The organism is Mesorhizobium sp. WSM4312 (assembly GCF_002294875.1).
Classification (GTDB): domain Bacteria; phylum Pseudomonadota; class Alphaproteobacteria; order Rhizobiales; family Rhizobiaceae; genus Mesorhizobium.
This window is the reverse complement of the sequence record NZ_NSFU01000003.1, coordinates 18,133-37,613: the sequence shown is the minus strand read 5'-3', so window position 1 is coordinate 37,613 and position 19,481 is coordinate 18,133. Positions and strand designations below refer to the sequence as shown.

General features: G+C 64.4%; 17 protein-coding genes and 1 pseudogene. 11 read left to right on the top strand and 7 right to left on the bottom strand.

Going from position 1 to position 19,481, the window contains the following annotated elements; translation table 11 throughout:
- Positions 1-60 precede the first annotated feature (60 nt).
- The 6 genes from dhaL to dhaK are packed head-to-tail and all read left to right on the top strand — an operon-like array spanning position 61 to position 4,443.
- Positions 61-663 carry a dihydroxyacetone kinase subunit DhaL gene (gene dhaL / locus CK228_RS05465; RefSeq protein WP_095771945.1) on the top strand — a complete coding sequence of 201 codons (603 nt, stop codon included), beginning with the start codon at positions 61-63 and terminating at the stop codon, positions 661-663.
- Positions 660-1,049, top strand: coding sequence for a dihydroxyacetone kinase phosphoryl donor subunit DhaM (dhaM, locus tag CK228_RS05460; protein ID WP_010913108.1), 390 nt, complete (start codon positions 660-662; stop codon positions 1,047-1,049). Before dhaL ends, dhaM begins: the two co-directional genes overlap by 4 nt.
- 20 nt (positions 1,050-1,069) lie before the next feature.
- Complete coding sequence (locus tag CK228_RS05455; RefSeq protein ID WP_095771662.1) at positions 1,070-1,372, top strand: HPr family phosphocarrier protein; 303 nt, start codon at positions 1,070-1,072, stop codon at positions 1,370-1,372.
- Between the two features lie 41 nt (positions 1,373-1,413).
- Positions 1,414-2,988 carry a phosphoenolpyruvate--protein phosphotransferase gene (gene ptsP / locus CK228_RS05450; RefSeq protein WP_179295822.1) on the top strand — a complete coding sequence of 525 codons (1,575 nt, stop codon included), beginning with the start codon at positions 1,414-1,416 and terminating at the stop codon, positions 2,986-2,988.
- A gap of 11 nt (positions 2,989-2,999) precedes the next feature.
- The gene (locus tag CK228_RS05445; protein WP_019862863.1) at positions 3,000-3,425 is read left to right on the top strand and encodes a hypothetical protein; all 426 of its coding nucleotides are present in this window, start codon (positions 3,000-3,002) and stop codon (positions 3,423-3,425) included.
- 31 nt (positions 3,426-3,456) lie between these two features.
- Positions 3,457-4,443 carry a dihydroxyacetone kinase subunit DhaK gene (gene dhaK / locus CK228_RS05440; RefSeq protein WP_095787166.1) on the top strand — a complete coding sequence of 329 codons (987 nt, stop codon included), beginning with the start codon at positions 3,457-3,459 and terminating at the stop codon, positions 4,441-4,443.
- A 429-nt stretch (positions 4,444-4,872) separates the two neighbouring features.
- Here the strand turns inward: dhaK and CK228_RS35185 are convergent, their stop codons facing one another.
- A complete protein-coding gene (locus CK228_RS35185; RefSeq protein ID WP_179295821.1) occupies positions 4,873-5,070 on the bottom strand; it encodes a hypothetical protein in 198 nt (65 codons plus the stop codon).
- A gap of 142 nt (positions 5,071-5,212) precedes the next feature.
- Between CK228_RS35185 and CK228_RS05430 the strand changes: the two genes are divergently transcribed.
- The 3 genes and pseudogenes from CK228_RS05430 to CK228_RS35685 all read left to right on the top strand — a co-directional run.
- On the top strand, positions 5,213-7,120 hold the full coding sequence (locus CK228_RS05430) for a propionyl-CoA synthetase (protein WP_095771660.1): 1,908 nt from the start codon (positions 5,213-5,215) through the stop codon (positions 7,118-7,120).
- Between the two features lie 366 nt (positions 7,121-7,486).
- Entirely contained in the window at positions 7,487-8,569 is a 1,083-nt protein-coding gene (locus CK228_RS05425; protein ID WP_095771659.1) for an acyltransferase, read from the top strand.
- Positions 8,570-8,640: 71 nt separating this feature from the next.
- Positions 8,641-8,918, top strand: a pseudogene (locus tag CK228_RS35685) (OsmC family peroxiredoxin); the annotation flags it as partial.
- Between the two features lie 55 nt (positions 8,919-8,973).
- Here CK228_RS35685 and CK228_RS05415 read toward each other — a convergent pair.
- From CK228_RS05415 to CK228_RS05390, 6 genes are all read right to left on the bottom strand, one after another.
- On the bottom strand, positions 8,974-11,361 hold the full coding sequence (locus CK228_RS05415) for a polysaccharide biosynthesis tyrosine autokinase (protein WP_095787165.1): 2,388 nt from the start codon (positions 11,359-11,361) through the stop codon (positions 8,974-8,976).
- 283 nt (positions 11,362-11,644) lie between these two features.
- Entirely contained in the window at positions 11,645-12,541 is an 897-nt protein-coding gene (locus tag CK228_RS05410; protein WP_095787164.1) for a UTP--glucose-1-phosphate uridylyltransferase, read from the bottom strand.
- 74 nt (positions 12,542-12,615) lie between these two features.
- A complete protein-coding gene (locus tag CK228_RS05405) occupies positions 12,616-13,584 on the bottom strand; it encodes a glycosyltransferase family 2 protein (RefSeq protein ID WP_095787163.1) in 969 nt (322 codons plus the stop codon).
- Positions 13,574-14,524: a glycosyltransferase family 2 protein gene (locus tag CK228_RS05400; protein WP_095787162.1), complete on the bottom strand. Its 951-nt coding sequence runs from the start codon at positions 14,522-14,524 to the stop codon at positions 13,574-13,576. The genes CK228_RS05405 and CK228_RS05400 overlap by 11 nt, the downstream gene beginning before the upstream one ends.
- On the bottom strand, positions 14,524-15,513 hold the full coding sequence (locus CK228_RS05395) for a glycosyltransferase family 2 protein (protein ID WP_095787161.1): 990 nt from the start codon (positions 15,511-15,513) through the stop codon (positions 14,524-14,526). The genes CK228_RS05400 and CK228_RS05395 overlap by 1 nt, the downstream gene beginning before the upstream one ends.
- Before the next feature lie 15 nt (positions 15,514-15,528).
- Complete coding sequence (locus CK228_RS05390; RefSeq protein ID WP_095787160.1) at positions 15,529-16,701, bottom strand: glycosyl transferase family 1; 1,173 nt, start codon at positions 16,699-16,701, stop codon at positions 15,529-15,531.
- A gap of 188 nt (positions 16,702-16,889) precedes the next feature.
- On the opposite strand from CK228_RS05390, the gene CK228_RS05385 reads away from it, so the two are divergent.
- Both CK228_RS05385 and CK228_RS05380 read left to right on the top strand, forming a co-directional pair.
- Complete coding sequence (locus tag CK228_RS05385; RefSeq protein WP_095771653.1) at positions 16,890-18,386, top strand: lipopolysaccharide biosynthesis protein; 1,497 nt, start codon at positions 16,890-16,892, stop codon at positions 18,384-18,386.
- 53 nt (positions 18,387-18,439) lie between these two features.
- Entirely contained in the window at positions 18,440-19,462 is a 1,023-nt protein-coding gene (locus tag CK228_RS05380; protein WP_095771652.1) for a phosphoribosyltransferase family protein, read from the top strand.
- The last annotated feature ends 19 nt before the right edge of the window (positions 19,463-19,481 follow it).

The window sequence follows — 19,481 nt, the reverse complement described above, 5'->3', positions numbered from 1 at the left end:
TTGTCGAATGACCGTTCTTTCGCTACTGCCGGCAAAGTGGAAACCGGGATTTTGGGCGATATGGCGGCGTTGCACCTTGCCAGGCTGATCGCGGTGGCCGCCGATACGATTGCCGCTCACGCCGAGGAATTGACGGCGCTCGACCAGGCGATCGGCGACGGCGACCATGGGCTGAACATGAAGCGCGGCTTCGAGGCCGTGCGAGCCGAGGCCGATGCGTTCGCCGCAAAGCCGTTGCCTGACGCCCTGAAAGCGATCGGAACCAAGCTGGTGATGACGGTGGGCGGCGCTTCGGGTCCCTTGTTCGGCACGCTGTTCATGGCCTTGGGCAAGGAGATCGCGGCGGACCCCGATCGCAAAAACCTGGCCGCTGCCTTCGGCAAGGCTGTCGAAGCCGTGGCCGCTCGCGGCAAGTCGCAGATCGGACAAAAAACCATGCTCGATGTGCTGCAGCCGGTGCATGACGCCTTGGCCGGGGACAAGACGGCGGCTGAGATCGCCGACATCGCCGACGCCGCCGCCGAAGCGACGGTGCCGATGAAGGCGCTGCGCGGTCGCGCCTCGTTCCTTGGCGAGCGCTCGATCGGCCATATGGATGCCGGCGCGCGCTCAACCGCGCTGCTGGTGCGCTCGGTGGGGCAAGCGATCGGGGAAAGTGCATGAGCAATGTCGGGATCGTGATCGTGTCGCATTCGCCGCTGGTCGCGGAGGGCACGGCCGACATGGTACGCCAGATGGTGGGCGACGAAGTGCCGCTTGCATGGTGCGGCGGAAACGGCCATGGCGGGCTCGGCACCAATGTCGAGGCGATCATGGGCGCCATCGACAAGGCCTGGTCGGAAGCCGGTGTCGCCATCCTTGTCGATCTCGGCGGCGCCGAGACCAACTCGGAAATGGCGGTGGAGATGATCGGCGAGCCGCGTGCGCAGAAGATCATCGTGTGCAACGCGCCGATCGTCGAGGGCGCGGTGATGGCCGCGACCGAATCCTCCGGCGGCGCCTCACTGAAGGAAGTGGTGGCGACGGCGCACGAATTGTCGCCGTCGTGAGTAAACGGGATTTCTGAAAAATGTCCGCAGCCGCCGAAGCGACCGTCCTGATCACCCACGATGTGGGGCTGCACGCGCGCCCGTCGGTGAAGTTCACCAAGCTGGCCAAGACCTTTGCCGCCGACGTGGAAATCGCGCTGGCCGCCAACGGGCCGTGGTTCGACGCCAAGAGCATCGTCAAGGTGATGGCAGCCAAGGCGCCGAAGGGCACGGTGCTGCACATCAGGGCCAGGGGCAACGGCGCCGATGATGCGGTGCGCGCACTGATCGAGCTGGTGCAGCGCGACTTCGACGAGGACGCCGGTCATGTCCGCTCGGCGTGAGGCTGGCGCGCTTCTTCGCCGGCCCGCAGGGAATGCGGGCCATGCGGATTGAGGGCGTTCCGGCCTCGGCCGGCTATGCCGAGGGGCCGCTGTTCGACCTCGATCGGTCGCCGGCCGTCTACGCAGGCAAAGCCACCGCTACGGAAGAGAAGACGTCGCTGCAAGCCGCGATCGGCACGGCAGTGAGCCGGCTTGCCGCCATGGCGGAGACCGCCGACAGCGACGCCGCCGGCATACTCGAATTCCACATTGCCATGCTGGAAGACAACGCCTTGAGCGGGCCGGCCTTCGCGTCGATCGCTTCCGGACAGACCGCCGACGCGGCATGGCGAGAGGCGCTTGATGCCGAGATCGCCGGTTACGAGGCCTCGGACCAGGACTATTTCCGCGCCCGCGCCACGGATTTGCGCGATATCAGGGACCAGGTGCTGCGTGCCTTGACCGAGGACGTCGACAGCACAGCGCCTACCGGTGCCATCCTCTGCGGCGAGGACATCGCGCCGACGCGCTTCCTCGAAACCGACTGGAGCCATGGCGGCGGCATTGCGCTGAAGGCGGGCAGCACCGCCAGCCATGTCGCCATGCTGGCGCGCTCGCGTGGCGTGCCGATGGTGGTGGGGCTGCGCGAACCGCTTGCCGATCTTGCCGGCATGGCACTGCTCGACGCCGAGCATGGCAGCCTCGTGCTGGCGCCCTCGCCGGCGGAGATCGGCGCGTTCCGGCAGTCATCCGCTTCCTTCGTCGCCCGCCAGGGCGTGGCCCGGCGTTTTCTGGCGCAGCCGGCGGTGACCAAGGCCGGCACCGCGGTGCGGGTGCAGGTCAACATCGCCGATCCGTCCGATGTCGACGGCATCGACATCGCGACCTGCGACGGTGTCGGGCTGATGCGAACTGAGTTCCTGTTCGGCAAGAATTTGCCGGATGAGGAGACGCAATATCGCGCCTATCGCAAGGTGCTGGAATGGGCTGGGGAAAAACCAGTGACGATCCGTACTGTCGACGCCGGCGGCGACAAGCCGGTACCGGGCTTCACCGTCGAGGAAGGCAATCCATTCCTTGGCCTGCGCGGCATCAGGCTGTCGCTGGCGCGGCTCGATATTTTTCGCGTACAGATCAGGGCATTGCTGCGCGCCGCGCCACACGGCACTCTCAAGGTGATGTTTCCGATGATCGCCATGGCCGATGAGTATGAGCGCGCAGCCGCCCTGTTCGCCGAAGAGCAGGCAGCCCTTGCCGCGCGTGGCGTCGCCCACAGGATGCCGCCGCTGGGCATCATGGTCGAGGTGCCGTCGGTGGCCATCGCGCCGGAAGCATTCGCAGGCGTCGCCTTCTTCTCGATCGGCTCCAACGATTTGACGCAATATGTGATGGCGGCCGCGCGGGATAACGCTGCTGTGGCCCATCTCAATTCGGTCCGTCATCCCGCTGTGCTGCGGTTGATCGGCTCGGTCACGGCCTTCGGACGGGAAAACGGCATTCCAGTCAGCCTGTGCGGCGATGCCGGCGGCGATCCCGCGTCGATCCCTTCGCTGCTGAAGGCTGGTTTGCGCGATCTGTCCGTTGCACCGGCGCAACTCGCCATGGCCAAGGCGGCCATATCCGATGTCCCGGTCTAGGCGCGGCCGGCATGGTTGACATCAAACCCGAACCCGGCTCCGAAGAGGCGATCCGCGCCTACAAGACGATCCTGTCGCAGGTCATCGACCAGCGACCGTCCGGCATGCGCCAGCGCCTGGCCGACGCGCTTGGCAAGCACCGCAGCTTCGTGACGCAGATTTCAAGCCCTGCCTATACGGTGCCGATTCCGTCGAAGCATTTGCCGGCTATTTTTTCCGTCTGCCATTTCAGTCCAGCCGAGCGGGATCAGTTTCTCGCCGCCTACCATCAGGCACATCCGGGAAAAATGTCGATCGCCGCGGGCATGCGCAAGACGCGGCATGTGTCGCTCGTCGTGCCGGATTTCGGCGACGACAAGCAGAATGCGGCGCTCGATCGGGCGATCAATGAATTCATCCAGAAGATCACCAGCATCGCCGGCAAGGGTGGCAGCTGACCATCCTTGCCGGCCTGTTTGGGAGGACGCCATGAAGAAATTTATGAATGCGGTGGACACGGTGCTGACGGAGAGCCTCGACGGTTTCGTGGCCGCCCACGCCGATATCCTCGTGCTTGGCGAGGAGCACAAATTCGTCCGCCGCAGGACGTTGCGGCCGGGCAAGGTGGCGCTGATCTCCGGCGGCGGCTCGGGCCACGAGCCACTGCATGGCGGCTTTGTCGGCCATGGCATGCTGGACGCCGCCTGCCCCGGCCAGGTGTTCACCTCCCCGACGCCGGACCAGATGCTGGCGGCGGCGCAGGCCGTCGACACCGGCGCCGGCTGCCTGTTCATCGTCAAGAACTACGAGGGCGATGTGATGAATTTCGACATGGCTGCCGAAATGTCCGATGGCGTCCAGCAGGTGGTGACCAATGACGATGTCGCCGTCGAGAATTCGTCCTACACGACCGGCCGGCGCGGCGTGGCGGGTACGCTGGTGGTGGAAAAGATCGTCGGCGCGGCGGCCGAGCACGGCCTGGCACTGCCGGTGCTGAAGACGTTGGGCGAGCGCGTCAACGCCGCGACCCGCTCGATGGGCGTGGCGCTGACCAGCGGCACCGTGCCGGCCGCCGGCAAGCCGACCTTCGACATCGGCGACGGCGAGATGGAATTCGGCGTCGGCATCCATGGCGAGCCTGGCCGCCGGCGCGATGCCTTAAAGAGCGCCGACGCGATCGCCGGGGAGATCTGCACAGCGATCCTCGGCGATCTCGGCGACAAAGCGAAAGGACCGGCGCTGCTGTTCGTCAACGGATTCGGCGGCACGCCGCTGATGGAGCTCTATCTGATGTACAACAGCGCGCGAAAGATCTTCGAGACGCATGGCGTGACGGTAATCCGCTCGCTGGTCGGCAGCTATGTCACCTCGCTCGACATGGCCGGCTGCTCGATCACGCTCACCATGCTCGACGAAGAGATGACCGGCTGGTGGGACGGGCCTGTCCATACGGCGGCGCTGCGTTGGGGCATGTAGCAATTCGAGTGCGCGGCGATTTTCCCTGGAAGAGCCATAGCGCTTCCGTTGGGAATGGCGATCTAAGCGCTATCACCTGCTCTCAGCGGAAATCACCCCAGAAATAGTCGTCACCATGAAGCCTCCGGTAAGTGCGTTGACTCGCCGGGCCGTTGCCTTTCTTCCCCAAAGTAAGGTAAGGACTCCCGGGATTTTTGGGGAGATAGCGTATGCGTTACAACTGGGAGCGGGCGCCGACGACTTTCGAACGTCATCGGAAAGCGCTAGCGGCGGCCATTTTGATCTTCGGTGGCGTGGGCCTCATGCTTGTGGCCCTGCCGATCTAGTGCGGTAGACATTTCGTCCCATGAATAGCGTTTGTTAGGCGGCTATCGGCCGGCCTCTCAACGAGGCTGCCCGGTCACGGCGATGAAGCGGCGGTCGCGCCCTTCAAAGTCCCAGCACGACAATCACCGCCGGTTTGCCGGAAGGCGCTGGCCGTACTGCTCGAAGGCGAAATAGCGGCCATCGGGCGAAAAGCCGATGATGGGCCGCGGCATCTCCGGCCAAGGCGGTTGAGATCGCGAGCACCGCGCCGATCGCCAGCGCAAACACCGGTTTTGCCATGATCGACACCGGATGGCGCATCGCTGAGATCCCGTCCCCCGAGAAGACCTCACTTCACGATCCAAGCCGGGACCGGTTCATACGAAAATCAGGGGAGACAGCGCCGGAAAAAACAGCATAGGCTGTTGGCAAAGACGTCAAATGGTTCCTGGGGAGGTTACGGATGGCTTCACGCTATCATGAGGTCTATGACGGCTGGAAACGCGACCCGGAACAATTCTGGGCGGACGCGGCCGGCGCCATCGACTGGTATTCGCCCTGGGACAAGGTGTTCGACGCCACCGCCGGCGTCTATGGCCGCTGGTTTACCGGCGCGACCTGCAACACCTGCTACAACGCCATCGACCGGCATGTCGCCGGCGGACGCGCCGACCAGATCGCACTGATCTATGACAGCGCCATCACCGGAACGGTGAAAAAATTCACCTACGCCGAACTCAAGCGCGAAGTGGTGGCGCTGACCTCGGTGCTGAAGAACCGGGGCATCGGCAAGGGCGACCGCGTCATCATCTACATGCCGATGGTGGCGGAGGCGGCCATCGCCATGCTTGCCTGCGCCCGCATCGGCGCCGTGCATTCGGTCGTGTTCGGCGGCTTTGCCTCGCATGAACTGGCCACCCGCATCGACGATGCCAAGCCGAAGCTGATCATCTCGGCCTCCTGCGGCCTGGAGCCGGGCCGGGTCGTCGCCTACAAGCCGCTGCTCGACAAGGCGATCGAGATGTCCCACCACAAGCCGGATGCCTGCCTGATCCTGCAGCGCGACCAGCTGCGCTGCGACCTGAAGGAGCATTTCGACATCGACTATGCCGACGCCGTCGCGCGTGAGCGGGCGGCCGGCGCCAATGTCGACTGCGTGCCGGTGCTGGCCACCGACCCGCTCTACATCATCTACACGTCAGGCACGACCGGCCAGCCCAAGGGGATCGTGCGCGACAATGGCGGCCACATGGTCGCGCTGAAATGGACGATGGAAAACGAGTTCGGCGTCAAGCCGGGCGAAGTGTTCTGGGCGGCGTCCGATGTCGGCTGGGTCGTCGGCCATTCCTACATCGTCTACGGACCGCTGCTGCATGGCAGCACCAGCGTCCTGTTCGAAGGCAAGCCGATCGGGACGCCGGATGCCGGCACCTACTGGCGGGTCATCTCGGACCATGGAGTGGTCGCGCTGTTCACCGCGCCCACGGCGTTCCGGGCGATCAAGGGCCAGGATCCGCGGGGTGAGTTCGTTGCCAGATACGATCTGTCGAAATTCCGCACGCTGTTCCTCGCCGGCGAGCGCGCCGACCCCGAAACCATCAAATGGGCGGAGCAAAAGCTGAACCTGCCAGTGGTCGACCATTGGTGGCAGACCGAGACCGGCTCGCCGATGACCATCAACCCGGCGGGGCTCGGCCTGCTGCCGGTGAAATACGGTTCGCCCGGCGTGCCGATGCCCGGCTATGACATCCGCGTGCTCGACGATGCCGGCCACGAGGTGCCGCGCGGGACGCTCGGCAATGTCGTGGTCAAGCTGCCGTTGCCGGCCGGCTGCCTGCCGACGCTGTGGAACGCCGACGCCCGCTTCCGCCAGGCCTATCTCGATGAGTTTCCCGGCTACTACAAGACCGCGGATGCCGGCATGATCGACGAGGACGGCTATCTCTACGTGATGGCGCGCACCGACGACATCATCAATGTCGCCGGCCACCGGCTGTCGACCGGCGCCATGGAAGAGGTGCTGGCCGCCCATCCCGATGTCGCCGAATGCGCCGTCGTCGGCATTGCCGATGCGATGAAGGGGCAAGTTCCGCTCGGTTTCGTGGTGCTGAACGCCGGTGTCGCGCGCGACGGCGGCGCCATCGAGAAGGAGGTCGTGGCGCTGGTGCGCGAGCGGATCGGGCCGGTCGCCGCCTTCAAGACCGTGGTGACGATCAAGCGCCTGCCCAAGACGCGGTCCGGAAAGATCCTGCGCGGCACCATGCAGAAGATCGCCGACAAGGAAGAATGGACGATGCCGGCGACGATCGACGACCCGGCCATCCTCGACGAGATCACCGCGGCGATAAAGGCGCGGGGGATCGGGGTTTAGGGGCAGCCAATCGCATAATGCATGCCGCCCAAAAGTGGCCCCGGTTTTGGGAGAACGACATGCATGAAAACAAAGGCCTAAAGCGCGTCGTATGAATCCGTTCAGACGCGACGCGCTTTAGGCCATCGCCGGTCCTCCGGCGGACAAGAGAACTGTCACCCATGCTACCGGTCCATTCTGTTACCTATCTATCCGGTTCGGACACGCGCCAAGGCCGGCGAACTCGCGCCGTTCTCTCCCCCGGAGTGGGAGGGTGCCTCGGCGAAGCCGAAACCTGACGCGATTACCCTTCAGCACCAATCTCTTATTGTGCAATGCAGCAAGCCACCCTACAGTGTCTTCTGGGGGGCCATCCGACGGTGCGGTATGGCTCAGCAAAAAATTACCTTTGGCGGCGTCGACATCCTGCGGTTTCTCGCAGCCGTTCTGGTCATGGTCTACCACTATGGCTTCTGGGTGTGGGCCTATCCCGATGGCATCTCGGCACAGGCCACGGGCGGCGTGCCGGCGCAGCCTGACATAGGCGCCTGGGTCGGATCCGGATGGGTCGGCGTCGAGATCTTCTTCGTCATCAGCGGTTTCGTCATCGCCTTCAGCGCCGAGAAGTCGACGCCGCTGCGGTTCTTCGAGGCCAGGGTGAAGCGGCTGGCGCCGGCGGTCTGGATCTGCGCGCCGGTCACCGCCGTGCTGCTTCTTGCCATCGGCCTGAGCTGGCCGACCGACGCGGTGGTCAGGCTGGTTCGCACCGGGCTGTTCGTGCCCTATGGTCCCTGGGTGGACAGCGTCTACTGGACACTCGGCATCGAGATCGCCTTCTACGCCATCGTCTGGATCCTGCTGCGGCTTGGCCGCTTCGATCTGATGGAGGCGGTCGCCATCGTCATCGGCCTGGTCAGCACGCTGTTCTGGTGCCTCTATTATCCGCTCGGCTGGGCCGACTTCGCCGAGACGCGGCTGCTCCAGCTCACTTTGGTGCATCACGGCTGCTTCTTCGCCGTCGGCGTGCTGCTGTGGCTGATCCGGTTCAAGGCGCTGACGGCGCCTCGCCTTGGCTTCTGCCTGCTGTTCCTCGGCGGGGGCGTGCTGCAGATCGCCAGTTCAGTCGACGTCCACAGCATCAAGGTCAATGCCGTGATGCCCTATGCGCCGCCGATCCTGATCTTCCTCGTCGCCATCGCGCTGATGGCGTGGTCGCTGCGGCTCGACCTCAGCTGGAGCGGCTGGCGCCGGATCGGCCTGATGACCTATCCGCTCTACCTGATCCACGACGTCGTCGGCGCGGCGATGCTCGGGGCGATGGTCCGTGCAGGGATGCCTTATCTCCTGTCGATGGCAGTGGTCGGCGCGACCATGATCGCGGCAAGCTGGCTGGTGGCGACGGAAGCCGAACCGCGCATAAGGCTGCTGCTCGACCACACCGTCTTCCGTTATCGGCTCAAGGCAGCGTAGCCGCGATCGTCCGTTTGAGGAAATGGTGTTCGTCCATGCCGGCGTGAGGCCGGCGTCGACCGGAAGAACCAGTACATTGGGAGCGCGAAGGAGCGGTCTTTACTGACAAGCGTTACAGCCGCGCGCACATTTGGCGCTTTGACGGCGGCCAGGTCGTGCCGGCGTCGGCGTCGCCGCATATCGTTCCGCTTCCTTATTCCGTCGAGGCCAATGTCGATCCGGAGGAGGCCTACATCGCGGCGATTTCCAGCTGCCACATGCCGCAACGCAAGCGGAGTTGCACCACTTGGCGCATGAACAGTGCTTCATCGCCAATTCCGTCAAGACGGAAATCCAGGTAGCCGCTTGAGATATTCATTTTGGAGCCGCTCCAGGAAAGCGTGAAACGGCTTTCCTGGAATGCTCTATACCGTCGCCTTGCTGCGCACTTCGGACTTGTCGAGATAGTAGCTCGAATATTTGTCGAAGAATTTTTCCGACGCGCCGAACGATCCGTATTTGGCGAGCTTCTTCAGGTCGACCTTGTTCAGCACCGCGCCGACGATCTTGTTGGCGACATAGGGTTCGGATTCCAGCATCGACCTGACCATGGCGCGCGGCGTGCGGCCCCATTCGGTGACCAGCACGAAGCCGTCGACCAACGGCGCGAAAGCCTTGGCGTCGACCACCGGCCCGAGCGGCGGCAGATCGACGACGATGTATTCGAACGTCTCCTTGGCGTTCTCGATGAAGCGCCGCATGCCAGCCGAGGACAACAGCTCGCTGGTGTGCGAGAAGTGGCCGCGCAGCACGGCCGGGATGATGGCGAGTTTCGTCTGCCGGTCGATCTTGCCGACCGACTGCCAGGTCTGGCCATTCATCACCGCTTCCATCAGGCCCTGCTCGGCTTCCATGCCGAGGCTGCGGCTCAACCCCGGATTGCGCAAGTCACCGTCGATGAGCAGCGTCCTGGCGCCATTGGCGGCCAGCAGTCCGGCAAGATTGGCCGCGACCGTCGACTTGCCTTCGCCGGGAAGCACCGAGATGACGCCGACGACGCGGCTGCCCTGTCCTTCCATCACGACATCGAAGGCGATCTTGGCGCTGCGCAGCGTTTCGGAGAACATCGACGCCGGCGCGTCGATGCTCACCCGCATGCGCGCGCGCCTTTCGATGGCCGCCGGCGACCTCGCTGCCTTGGCATCCGGCTGAGCCTCGGCCGGCTTGTCGTCCTTGGCGGGCCTGCTGCCGATGGTCGGCAGATAGCCGAGGAATTTGAGGCCGACGCGGTCGCGGACCTCCTCGCCGGTCCGGAAGAACCGCTCGTTGAACTCGTTGAGGCCGCCGAAGCCGGCGCCCATCAGCACGCCGAGCACGAGAGACAGTCCGAGCACGATGATGGTGCGCGGGCTCGAGGCGGAGAGCGGCGTCGAGGCATCCGAGATGATGCGGATCTTGCCGACCGGGAAAGATTGCTGCTGCGCGGCTTCCTCGTAGCGGCCGAGGAACGTCTGATAGAGCGTGGTGAGCGCCGTCGCCTTCTGGTCGAGGTCGCGCAACTGCACCTGCGACTGGTTGTCGACGGAGCTCTTGCCCTGAGCGGCGGCAACATTGGCCCTGAGCGCGGTCTCGCGCGCCAGCGCCACCTCATACTCGTTGCGATAACTTTCGGTGAGTTGCTTCAGCTCGCCGAAAATCTGCGCCGATATGTCGGCCTTTTCCTTGGCAAGCGCCACGGCCTGCGGATGTTGAGGACCGAAATTCGCCTCGACATCCTGCCGACGCTTGGAGACGGTGAGGTAGCGGGTCTTGAGCGCCGAAATGACCGAGCTGCTCGGCTGATCGCTCGAAATGGCGGCATCCTTGAAAGCGTTGTCAGAGCCGCTGTCGACGATCGACTTGTACTGCTGGTAGCGGGCGCTGGCGCGCGCCGTGTCGGCCTGCGCCACGATGAGCTGGGCGTTGAGGTCGGCAAGCTGCTTGTCGCTCAACAGCTGGCCATCGCTGTTGGCGGACAGGCCGTGTTCGGCCCTGAATTTTTCGACCGCCAGCGATGCCTGCTGCGAGCTCTCGCGCAGTTCCGTCAGCCGGCCCTGCAGCCAGACCGCCGCGCGCTCGGTGGCGTCGAAGCTGGCATCGAGCTGATCGGCCAGATAGGCGTCGGCATAGGCCTTGGTAATCGCTTTCGCCAGGCCCGGATCGGTCGCCTGATAACCAAGCGCGATGACGTAGCTTCGTCCGATGCGATCCGCCTGGATCTCGCTCTGCAGCTTGAGGATCGCATAGTCGCGGCGCGACGTGGCGATCAGCGCATCACGGGTGGCGGGGTCGAGCTTGCTGATGTCACCGACGCCCGGGATGGTCGGGCTGGGCCGGACATACTGGATCAGGCCGCGGATCAGGCCGACGCCCTGGGCAAGGGCGGACTGCGGCGGGTTCATGAACGCATCGTTCTGGTCGAGCTTGAGCTTGTCGACGACGACCGCGGCAAGCCGCGTCGAGGTCAGGATCTCGATCTGGCTCAGGATGGCGGAATCGGTCTGCATGGTCGTCGACGCCGCTGAAATGTCGTCGACGATCTTGTTCAGGCCCTCGTCGATCAGCACGCTCGAGACCGACACATATTTGGGCGGGGTTGTCTGCAGATAGAGCATGCCCAGGAAAAGACCGATGACGGCGCACACGGCAACCACCTTGGCCTGCCGCGCAGCCATGCCAAGCAGCCGCTCGATATCGATGAAGTCTTCGCCGTTTCCTGCGTCCGAATTCGGCAATGGCATCCTCTTGTCGAGAGGAAAGTTGGCATAATTCATCGTCGGTCCAATCCCAGAGCCCGCTGCGTTCCCGATAATCGGGTTGAGGCTCTATCTCTTTGTTTGGGCATGATCATCCGAAACCTTCGGGAATCATGACCTGTCTAAGTTTAAGCATGACCTTTGCGGAAACCGGGAGCCACTTTCCGGGATCATGCTTGGGCTTGCAGGCGCCCCAACGGTCGGGAGCATTGCCAAGAAGCAACGCAAGCTTCATGCCAGACGACGGGGCCTGTCGGCCCCTCGCCGCCAGCCATCCGGCAATACTCCCGAAAGATGGGCATTATGCGGCTTCTTCCTGGCGTTCATGCGACCGGACGAACTCCTGAAGCATCTCGAAAACCGGACCCTTCATGTCGTTGCGCGCCAGCGCAAAAGCGATGTTGGCCTGGATGAAGCCTTCCTTGGACCCGCAGTCGAACATGCGTCCCAGGAAAGGCTGGGCAAAGAACGGCTGGTCCTTCGACAGGCGGACCATGGCGTCCGTCAGCTGGATCTCGTTGCCGGCGCCACGCTGCTGATTGCCCAGCAGCGCGAAGATCTCGGGCTGCAGGATATAGCGGCCGTTGATGTAGAAATTTGACGGCGCGTCGGCCGGGGCCGGCTTTTCGACCATGGCCGTGACTTCGAAGCCGCCGCCGATTTCGGCACCGCGGCCGACAATGCCGTATTTGTTGGTCTCGCTCGGATCGCAGCGTTCGACGGCGATGACATTGCCGCCGGTGCGCTCATAGAGGTCGACGGTTTCGGCAAGACAACCGCGCCCGCCGAAGGAGACCATGTCCGGCAAAAGCAGGGCGAAGGGCTCGTTGCCGATGACCTCGCGGGCGCACCAGACGGCGTGACCGAGACCTTGCGGCGACTGCTGGCGGATGAAGGAGGTGGCGCCGGCCACAGGCAGCATGCTTTCGAGCGCCTCTAGCTGGGTCTTCTTGCCGGTCTGCTCCAGGGTTCCGATCAATTCCGGATGCAGGTCGAAATAGTCCTCGATGACCGCCTTGTTGCGGCCGGTCACGAACACGATGTGCTCGATGCCGGCTTCGAAGGCCTCGTCCACCGCATATTGCACGACAGGCCTGTCGACCACCGGAAGCATTTCCTTCGGCATCGACTTGGTCGCCGGCAGGAACCGTGTTCCAAGCCCCGCCACCGGTATCACGGCCTTCCTGATTTTCTTCATCGCAAATTCCTTCTGAGGAGATCGACTTCAGTCCATTCACAGGCCACGAAAAATCCCTCCATGTGCCTGCATCTTCACCTCCCCGCCCCCACGGCAAATTGTGCCGCTACTCGTCGCAACCGCACGGCGATCGGCATGCCCATATGCCTGACCGCCGCCGGGTCGCTGAGCGCCGTCCGGATCGCTTTGAGCGGGGACCGCGCCTTGATGTGCTGGACCATCGCCAGGAAGGAGGCTGCCTTGCGCAGGCTGCGGCCGCGCCGGGCAAAGGCCGCCTGGGCCGCCTCGTCCATCCGATGGGTTTGAGCGAATACGGCATCCGCCTTGCGCATCGCTTCTACATGGTGAAGCTCGAGCACACGCGAGATGGAGCCACTGCGAATATGGTAGGCGTAGCCGATCTCCGGCTCGACCACGCATCTGCCGCCCTTGGCGAGCGCCTCGGCAAACAGGATGTAGTCTTCGCCGATCCTCAGTTTCTCGTCATAGCGAAGCCGGTTTTCGTCCAGGAACCGGCGCTGGAAGATCGGCTTGAGGTAGCCGAGGTTGAACTTCGATTCGAAGACGACGTTGCCGGCGATGTAGGTGGCCAGCGAAATCTCGCGCAGGCCTTCCAGATAACGCCTTGGGAACATCGCATCCTCGACGACGCCGTCCTCGCGGATGACCTGGAGATTGTCGACGGCGATCTGGGCATCCGCTTTTTCGGCACGACCGATCATGGCGGCGATACGGCCAGGGAAGACGGCATCGTCGGAATCGAGCACCGCGACCCACCTGCCGCGGGCGACGTCGAGTCCGGCATTTCGGGCGCCGCCGGGACCGCGATTCCTGGCAAGCGCGACGACGCGCACAATGTCTTGCGGATAGGCCCGCGCCACATCGAGCGTGGCATCGCGCGACTGGTCGTCGACGACGATGATCTCGACGCTGACACCCGTCTGCGCCATGGCGCTGGCAATCGCGCGGTCGAGCGTCGCCTCTGCATTGTAGGCGGCGATGACAAAGGAAACATCCGGAGCGAAGGAAACGTCAGGCTGCACGCTTGCCTCCTTCCGGGGATGACGATTGGCCGTAGAGCCGGAGTTCGCGGACGCCGACAAGGCCGCTGACGACGCCGACATGCATGATGCCGCGCAGCACGCTGCGGTTCCTGCGCACCGGGCTGGCGACCACGGGAAGGGCCGCGGCGAAACAAAAGGCTGCCTTTGCGGCGGCAAGGCCGACATGCTTGATCAGCCCGATGCCGCGCGCATTGCTGCCCAAGAGGTGACCATGCGTCTGGCCGACGCGAAAACGGCGGCGGCCGAGCCAATCGAACGCGGCCCTTGAGCGCGGCACCACCTCGTCCACCCAGGCCTCTCGAGCGAAGGCGATGCGGCCGCCGACCTTGACCATCTGATCGAAGAGTTCGGTGTCCTCGCCGCCGGTCTGGCCGCGCGCCAGGCTGAAGCGACGGCCGCGCAGGCTGTCCGACCGCATGCGCAGCAGGACGTTGCAGGTGTAGCCGGTGCGGATCTCGCCGCGCACCCAGACCGGCAAGGTCGAATGGAAATCGCCCCGGCGCATCCATTCGGGTGCATCCGGACGGTAGAGCGCCCGCACCGGACCGAGCACGGCTGTTGCACCACTGTCCTCGGCCGTCGCCACCAACTCGGCCAGCCAACGGGCGGAGGCAGTCTCATCGTCGTCGATGAAGGCGAGGAAATCCGCCTCGCTGGCATCGAGGCAAGCGTTGCGGGCGACCGAGATGTTGCGCGCCGGGGCATGCCGGTAGCGGACCGGCAGCGCCAATTCCTGCGACAGCGCGGTCACCAATGCCTGCGCGCTCGGCGTGTCGTCATTGTCGGCGACAATGACGCCGATATCGAAGCCCTCGGGCATCTCCATGGCGGCAAGCGAGCGCAGCGTGTCGGCCAGCTCCGGCCGGCGGAACGTGCACACGCCGATGTCGATGCTGCGGTTCTTGGCCTGAGCCACCATCACGCCACCCCGCGTCGCGCGCCGAGGCCGAGAAGCTGCAGCCAGAAGCCGACGGACCAGCCGAAATGCATGACCATGGCCGAAACGCCGGCCAGTGCGATGTCGGCATTGCGCTGGCGAATGGCCGTCACCAGGCCATAGCCGAGGCAGACCGAAGCCCAGACCAGCAGCGGCACAGCCGCGATCCAGTGCACGAAGGAGAAGGCCGCCAGAAGAACCACCGGGAAGACCGCCAGCGGCACCATCTGCCGGACCTTCGGGATGACGCGGTGCTTCAGCACATTCTTGGCGCGGCCGCGGCCATAGCCGAGATACTGGAAATAGAGGCCTTTGAGCGAGGCGCGCGGATAGTAGACCATCTGCGTCTTGCCGCTCATCCAGATTCTGTAGCCGGCCTGCCGCAGCCGGTAGTCGAGCTCGGCATCCTCATTGTGGCTGAAGCTCTCGTCATAGCCGCCGACAGCGCCGAAGGCCGATATCCGCATCAGCGCGTGATGGCCGTGGTCGACCCATTCTCCGGCCGAGAGGTGACGATGCTTGGAACCACCGGTGCCGAGTTTCGAATTCTGCGCCGCCGCAACCGACTTCTGCACGGCGCCGCTGCCGCTGGTCAGCATCGAAACCACGACCGAATCGGCTGATGAGGCCAGCGCTTCCTCAAGCAGCCGGTCGCAGTAATCGTCGGGATAGCCGCCATGCGCGTCGATGCGGATGAGATATTCCGCACCTTCGCCACAAGTGCCGACGGCGAGATTGATCGCTGCGCTCTGGATGCGCCGCCTGTTGTGAAGCAGGACAACGCGCGGGTCCTTCGCGGCGATCTGCTCGACAATGGCCAGCGTGCCGTCGGTGCTGCCGCCATCGGCAACGACGATCCGGGCGCCAAGCCTTGCCGCAGCCGGGCAAAGCTGGCCGAGCAGGGCGCTGATATGGGCTGCCTCGTTCAGGCAAGGGATCACGATCAGGCTGGAGGGAAGCGCTTGCGTCATCGGGAGAAGTCCATCCTATGCCAGGGCTTCAGTCGCGAGGGACTCGCGCACGGTGGTCAGGCGGCGCAGTTTTTCGACCAGCGCGCTGCAGTCGCTGCGATCGTAGCTCCACGTCCTCGGATTGCGGGCAAGCACGCGCGCCTTCAGTCTGCCGAAGCGCTGCTCCTCCATCGTGCCGAGTGCGGTTTCGAGCGCCTCGGGCGTCGCCTGGGGCAGCAGGATGCCGACGTCCTGCTGGCTGAGGAACCGTCCGGTTTCCGTATGGCCCATCGAGATCGGCACCGCCCCGAAGCGGCAGCCTTCATAGAGGCGGTTGGGCAGCAGCCATTCCGAATTCTGTCCCTCCTCGAAGAAATCGATCGCCCAGGAGAAATGCACGTCCTGGTAGATCGCCGCCATATCCTCTGGATTGCGGTAGGGTCCACGAAACGACAGATAAGGTTCGGCATCGACGAAGGCGTGGAAATCGGGGAATTCGGAAAGCGCCGGACGGCCGCGCAGCACGATTTCGAAACGTCCATCCATGCGGCGGGTGAAATCAGCCAGAAGCTTGAGCGAGCGGCGGCAGCGCAGCGCTCCGAACCAGCCGATCCGCCATGGCGGGGTGGCGGGCGCTTCGACCGTTTCACGCTCGCCGGGCAGGATCGCCGCTGCCTCGAAATATTTGTTCTCGATCAGCTCGACGGGTGCGGCGACCTGGCGGAAGGGCTTGAAATAATTGGCGATGAAGGCGGGCGAACTGGTCACCAGCAGCTTCACGTCGCGCGCCAGATGGCGCTCGGTGGCGCGCAGCGCCTTGCCGAAGATGTCGTCGCGAAGCACCAGGCGGTGGATGTCGAGGCATTCATAGACAATCGGCACCGTGGCGCCGAAGGCCGACCTGGCGCGGCGCGCCAGCGCCAGCATTTCCAGATTGCGCGCGATGATGAGATCGGGCCGCGGCGCGCCCTTCAGCTTCGAGCCTATCGAAACCGCCGCTTTCGCCACCGCCGCCAGGCGCTGGGCGAATCGGCCGTCGCGCGTCGCCCCGAGGTCGACCGGCTGCAATCCTTCGATGTCGGCGATCTGGGTCGCGGTGCGGCGAAAGCCCGCCAGAGTGACCCGGGCACCGCCTGTCCTGAGCATTGTGATCCGTCGGCGAACCGCCGGATCGGAAACATCGTGCACCAGGTACAAGACATGCAGCATGAAAACTCGACCGCTGTTTGACCCCACCCACAAGGATGCTAGTACAGCTCTTGCTGCATCGCAACATTTTTGGCGCGGCAATGGACATTTTCTGTTGCACTGCAAAATTATTGCCGTAGTTTGGGGATGGCGGCGGTCGTGGATTTTCAGGGTTCGGAAATCCGCGCAAAAAATCAGGAATCCTGAATTTGGAAGCCAACCCATTCGATCCGCCGGAAGGCTCGCTGCGTAAATCGGTCGGGCGCGGCGCGGTGGTGACCGCCATGTCGCAATCGGTGCGGGTCGCGACGCAGATCATATCCGTCATCGTGCTGTCGCGGCTCTTGTCGCCGCAGGATTTCGGCGTCGTGGCGATGTGCGCGCCGGTGCTGGCCTTCATCGCGCTGTTCCAGGATTTCGGCCTGACCCAGGCGACGATCCAGAAATCGGGCATCCGCCATGAGGAGGTGAACTACCTCTTCTGGATCAATGTCGCGGTCAGTGCCATCCTGGCCTGCGTGCTCGCGGGTGCGGCACCGCTGGTCGCCGCCTTCTACGGTGAGCCGCGCGTGGCCGGGCTGGTCGCCGCGTTCGGGCTGCAGATCATGGCCTATGGGCTCGGCGCCCAGCATCTGGCGCTTTTGACACGACGCATGCAGTTCGGGCGCCTGGCGGTCATCGACGTCGCCAGCGCGGTTGCCGGGCTGGTGGTGTCGATCGCCTGGACCTTCATCGACCGCTCCTACTGGGCGCTGTTTGCCGGCACGCTGACCGGCGCGGTGCTGCCGACGCTGTGCTACTGGGCAAGCTCGCGCTGGCGGCCAGGCCTGCCGCGCAAGGTCGCCGGCATCGGCGAGTTGATCAATTTCGGCGCCGGCATCACCGGCTTCAACTTCGCCAATTTCTTCGCCCGCAACCTCGACAATGTGCTGATCGGCAAATACTGGGGCGAGCAGCAACTCGGCCTCTACGACCGCGCCTACAAGCTGCTTCTGTTCCCGCTCAGCCAGATCACCAATCCGCTGTCGAAGGTCATGGTGCCGGCGCTGTCCAGGCTGAAAGACGAGCCGGACCGCTACCGCAGCGCCTATCTGCGCGTCATGCCGCTGATCCTTTTGGTGGCGCTGCCCGGCGTCGCCTTCGCCACCGCAATGTCGGATGTGCTGATCCCCTTCGTGCTCGGCGAACAGTGGCGGGCAAGCGCCTCGATCTTCCTGGCGCTCGGCTTTGCCGGGCTGCTGCAGCCGCTCAACAACCCGGCGGGCTGGCTTTTCGTCAGCCAGGGCCGCTCCGGCGACTTCATGCGCTGGGGCATCATCACCGCCGTGACCTCGGTGCTCGCCTTCGCGCTCGGCCTGCCCTATGGCGCGCTCGGCGTGGCGATAGCCTATGCGGTTAGCGAATATCTGCGCACGCCGTTCCTGTGGCTCTATGTCGGCAAGAGCGGACCGCTGCGGGCCAGCCATGTGCTGCGCGCGGCAACGCCATTCGTGCTCGGCGCGCATCTGGCACTGGCGGCGGTCTGGCTGATCAAGCCGATGCTGCCGCAGCAGCATGTCGTCGCCCTGGCCAGCGGCGCCATGCTTGCCTACCTCATCACCATTGTCGTCGCGCTGGCCTTCGCATCCGGCCGCGAGGCCTTGCGCGAGGCCCTGAAGATGCTGCCGGCACGACAGCCGGCGGCAACGCCGCGCGAGGCGCAATAATTTCGGCGCCTTTGCCAGCTACCCAATATCCACACGAACATCAGGTCTGATGCATGCACTACCGATCGATCTCCGACATGAACGACACGATTGTCGGCAACCTTCACCGGCTGCCGCGCGACATCGACCTGGTGGTCGGCGTGCCCAGAAGCGGCGTGCTGGCGGCGACGCTGGTCAGCCTTGCGGCGAACATTCCGATGACCGACCTGGATTCCTTCCTGGACGGCCGGGTCTATACGTCCGGCATCACCAAGCGGCGCGCCGCGCTCGACCGCAAGGTCTCGGACATGCGCAAGGTGCTGGTGATCGACGACAGCATCGCCGGCGGCAACGCCATGCGCGATGCCCGTGCCCGTATCGAGGCTGCCGGCATAGAGGGTGATTTCATCTATGCCGCGGTATTCGGCCTGGAGCCGAAGCATCGGGAAACCGACGTCGTCTTCGAAGTCGTGCCGCATCCGCGCATGTTCCAGTGGAATTTCATGCATCACAAATTCCTGGCGCAATGCTGCGTCGACATTGACGGCGTATTGTGCCTCGATCCGACCGAGGCGGAAAACGACGATGGTCCGGCCTATGAGAAATTCCTCAGCGAAGCGCGCCCGCTTCATGCCCCGACCCACCGGATCGGCTGGCTGGTCACCAGCCGGCTGGAGAAATACCGTGCGCTGACCGAGGCGTGGCTGGCCAAGAATGGGATCGTGTACGACCAACTGATCATGCTCGACCTGCCGAGCAAGGCGGAGCGCCAGCGGCTCGGCGCGCATGGCAGTTTCAAGGCTGATTTCTACCGCAAATCCAACGCTATCCTGTTCATCGAAAGCGAGCATGCGCAGGCGCTGAAGATCACGGAGCTGTCGGGCAAGCCGGTGCTGTGCGTCGAAACCCATATGGTGAGCTTCCCCGATGCGCTGTCGCTGCCGGCGCTCGGCCAAGCCGCGCGCAATCTGCCGGCAAGGCTGCGGCAGATCAACTCGCAGCAAGGCCGCAAGGGCGCCGCCAAGGCCCTGGCCCGCGCCCTGCTCGGCGCCCGCGGCTACGAGACGCTGAAAAGCCGGGTCAAGCGCCCGGCCTGATCGGCTGGCTTTCTGAGCG

Coding starts and splice junctions, on each gene's coding strand:
- dhaL (WP_095771945.1), top strand. CDS start 61: ATGGCGGCGTTGCACCTTGCCAGGCTGATCGCGGTGGCCGCCGATACG.
- dhaM (WP_010913108.1), top strand. CDS start 660: ATGAGCAATGTCGGGATCGTGATCGTGTCGCATTCGCCGCTGGTCGCG.
- CK228_RS05455 (WP_095771662.1), top strand. CDS start 1,070: ATGTCCGCAGCCGCCGAAGCGACCGTCCTGATCACCCACGATGTGGGG.
- ptsP (WP_179295822.1), top strand. CDS start 1,414: ATGCGGATTGAGGGCGTTCCGGCCTCGGCCGGCTATGCCGAGGGGCCG.
- CK228_RS05445 (WP_019862863.1), top strand. CDS start 3,000: ATGGTTGACATCAAACCCGAACCCGGCTCCGAAGAGGCGATCCGCGCC.
- dhaK (WP_095787166.1), top strand. CDS start 3,457: ATGAAGAAATTTATGAATGCGGTGGACACGGTGCTGACGGAGAGCCTC.
- CK228_RS35185 (WP_179295821.1), bottom strand. CDS start 5,070: ATGCGCCATCCGGTGTCGATCATGGCAAAACCGGTGTTTGCGCTGGCG.
- CK228_RS05430 (WP_095771660.1), top strand. CDS start 5,213: ATGGCTTCACGCTATCATGAGGTCTATGACGGCTGGAAACGCGACCCG.
- CK228_RS05425 (WP_095771659.1), top strand. CDS start 7,487: ATGGCTCAGCAAAAAATTACCTTTGGCGGCGTCGACATCCTGCGGTTT.
- CK228_RS05415 (WP_095787165.1), bottom strand. CDS start 11,361: ATGAATTATGCCAACTTTCCTCTCGACAAGAGGATGCCATTGCCGAAT.
- CK228_RS05410 (WP_095787164.1), bottom strand. CDS start 12,541: ATGAAGAAAATCAGGAAGGCCGTGATACCGGTGGCGGGGCTTGGAACA.
- CK228_RS05400 (WP_095787162.1), bottom strand. CDS start 14,524: ATGGTGGCTCAGGCCAAGAACCGCAGCATCGACATCGGCGTGTGCACG.
- CK228_RS05395 (WP_095787161.1), bottom strand. CDS start 15,513: ATGACGCAAGCGCTTCCCTCCAGCCTGATCGTGATCCCTTGCCTGAAC.
- CK228_RS05390 (WP_095787160.1), bottom strand. CDS start 16,701: ATGCTGCATGTCTTGTACCTGGTGCACGATGTTTCCGATCCGGCGGTT.
- CK228_RS05380 (WP_095771652.1), top strand. CDS start 18,440: ATGCACTACCGATCGATCTCCGACATGAACGACACGATTGTCGGCAAC.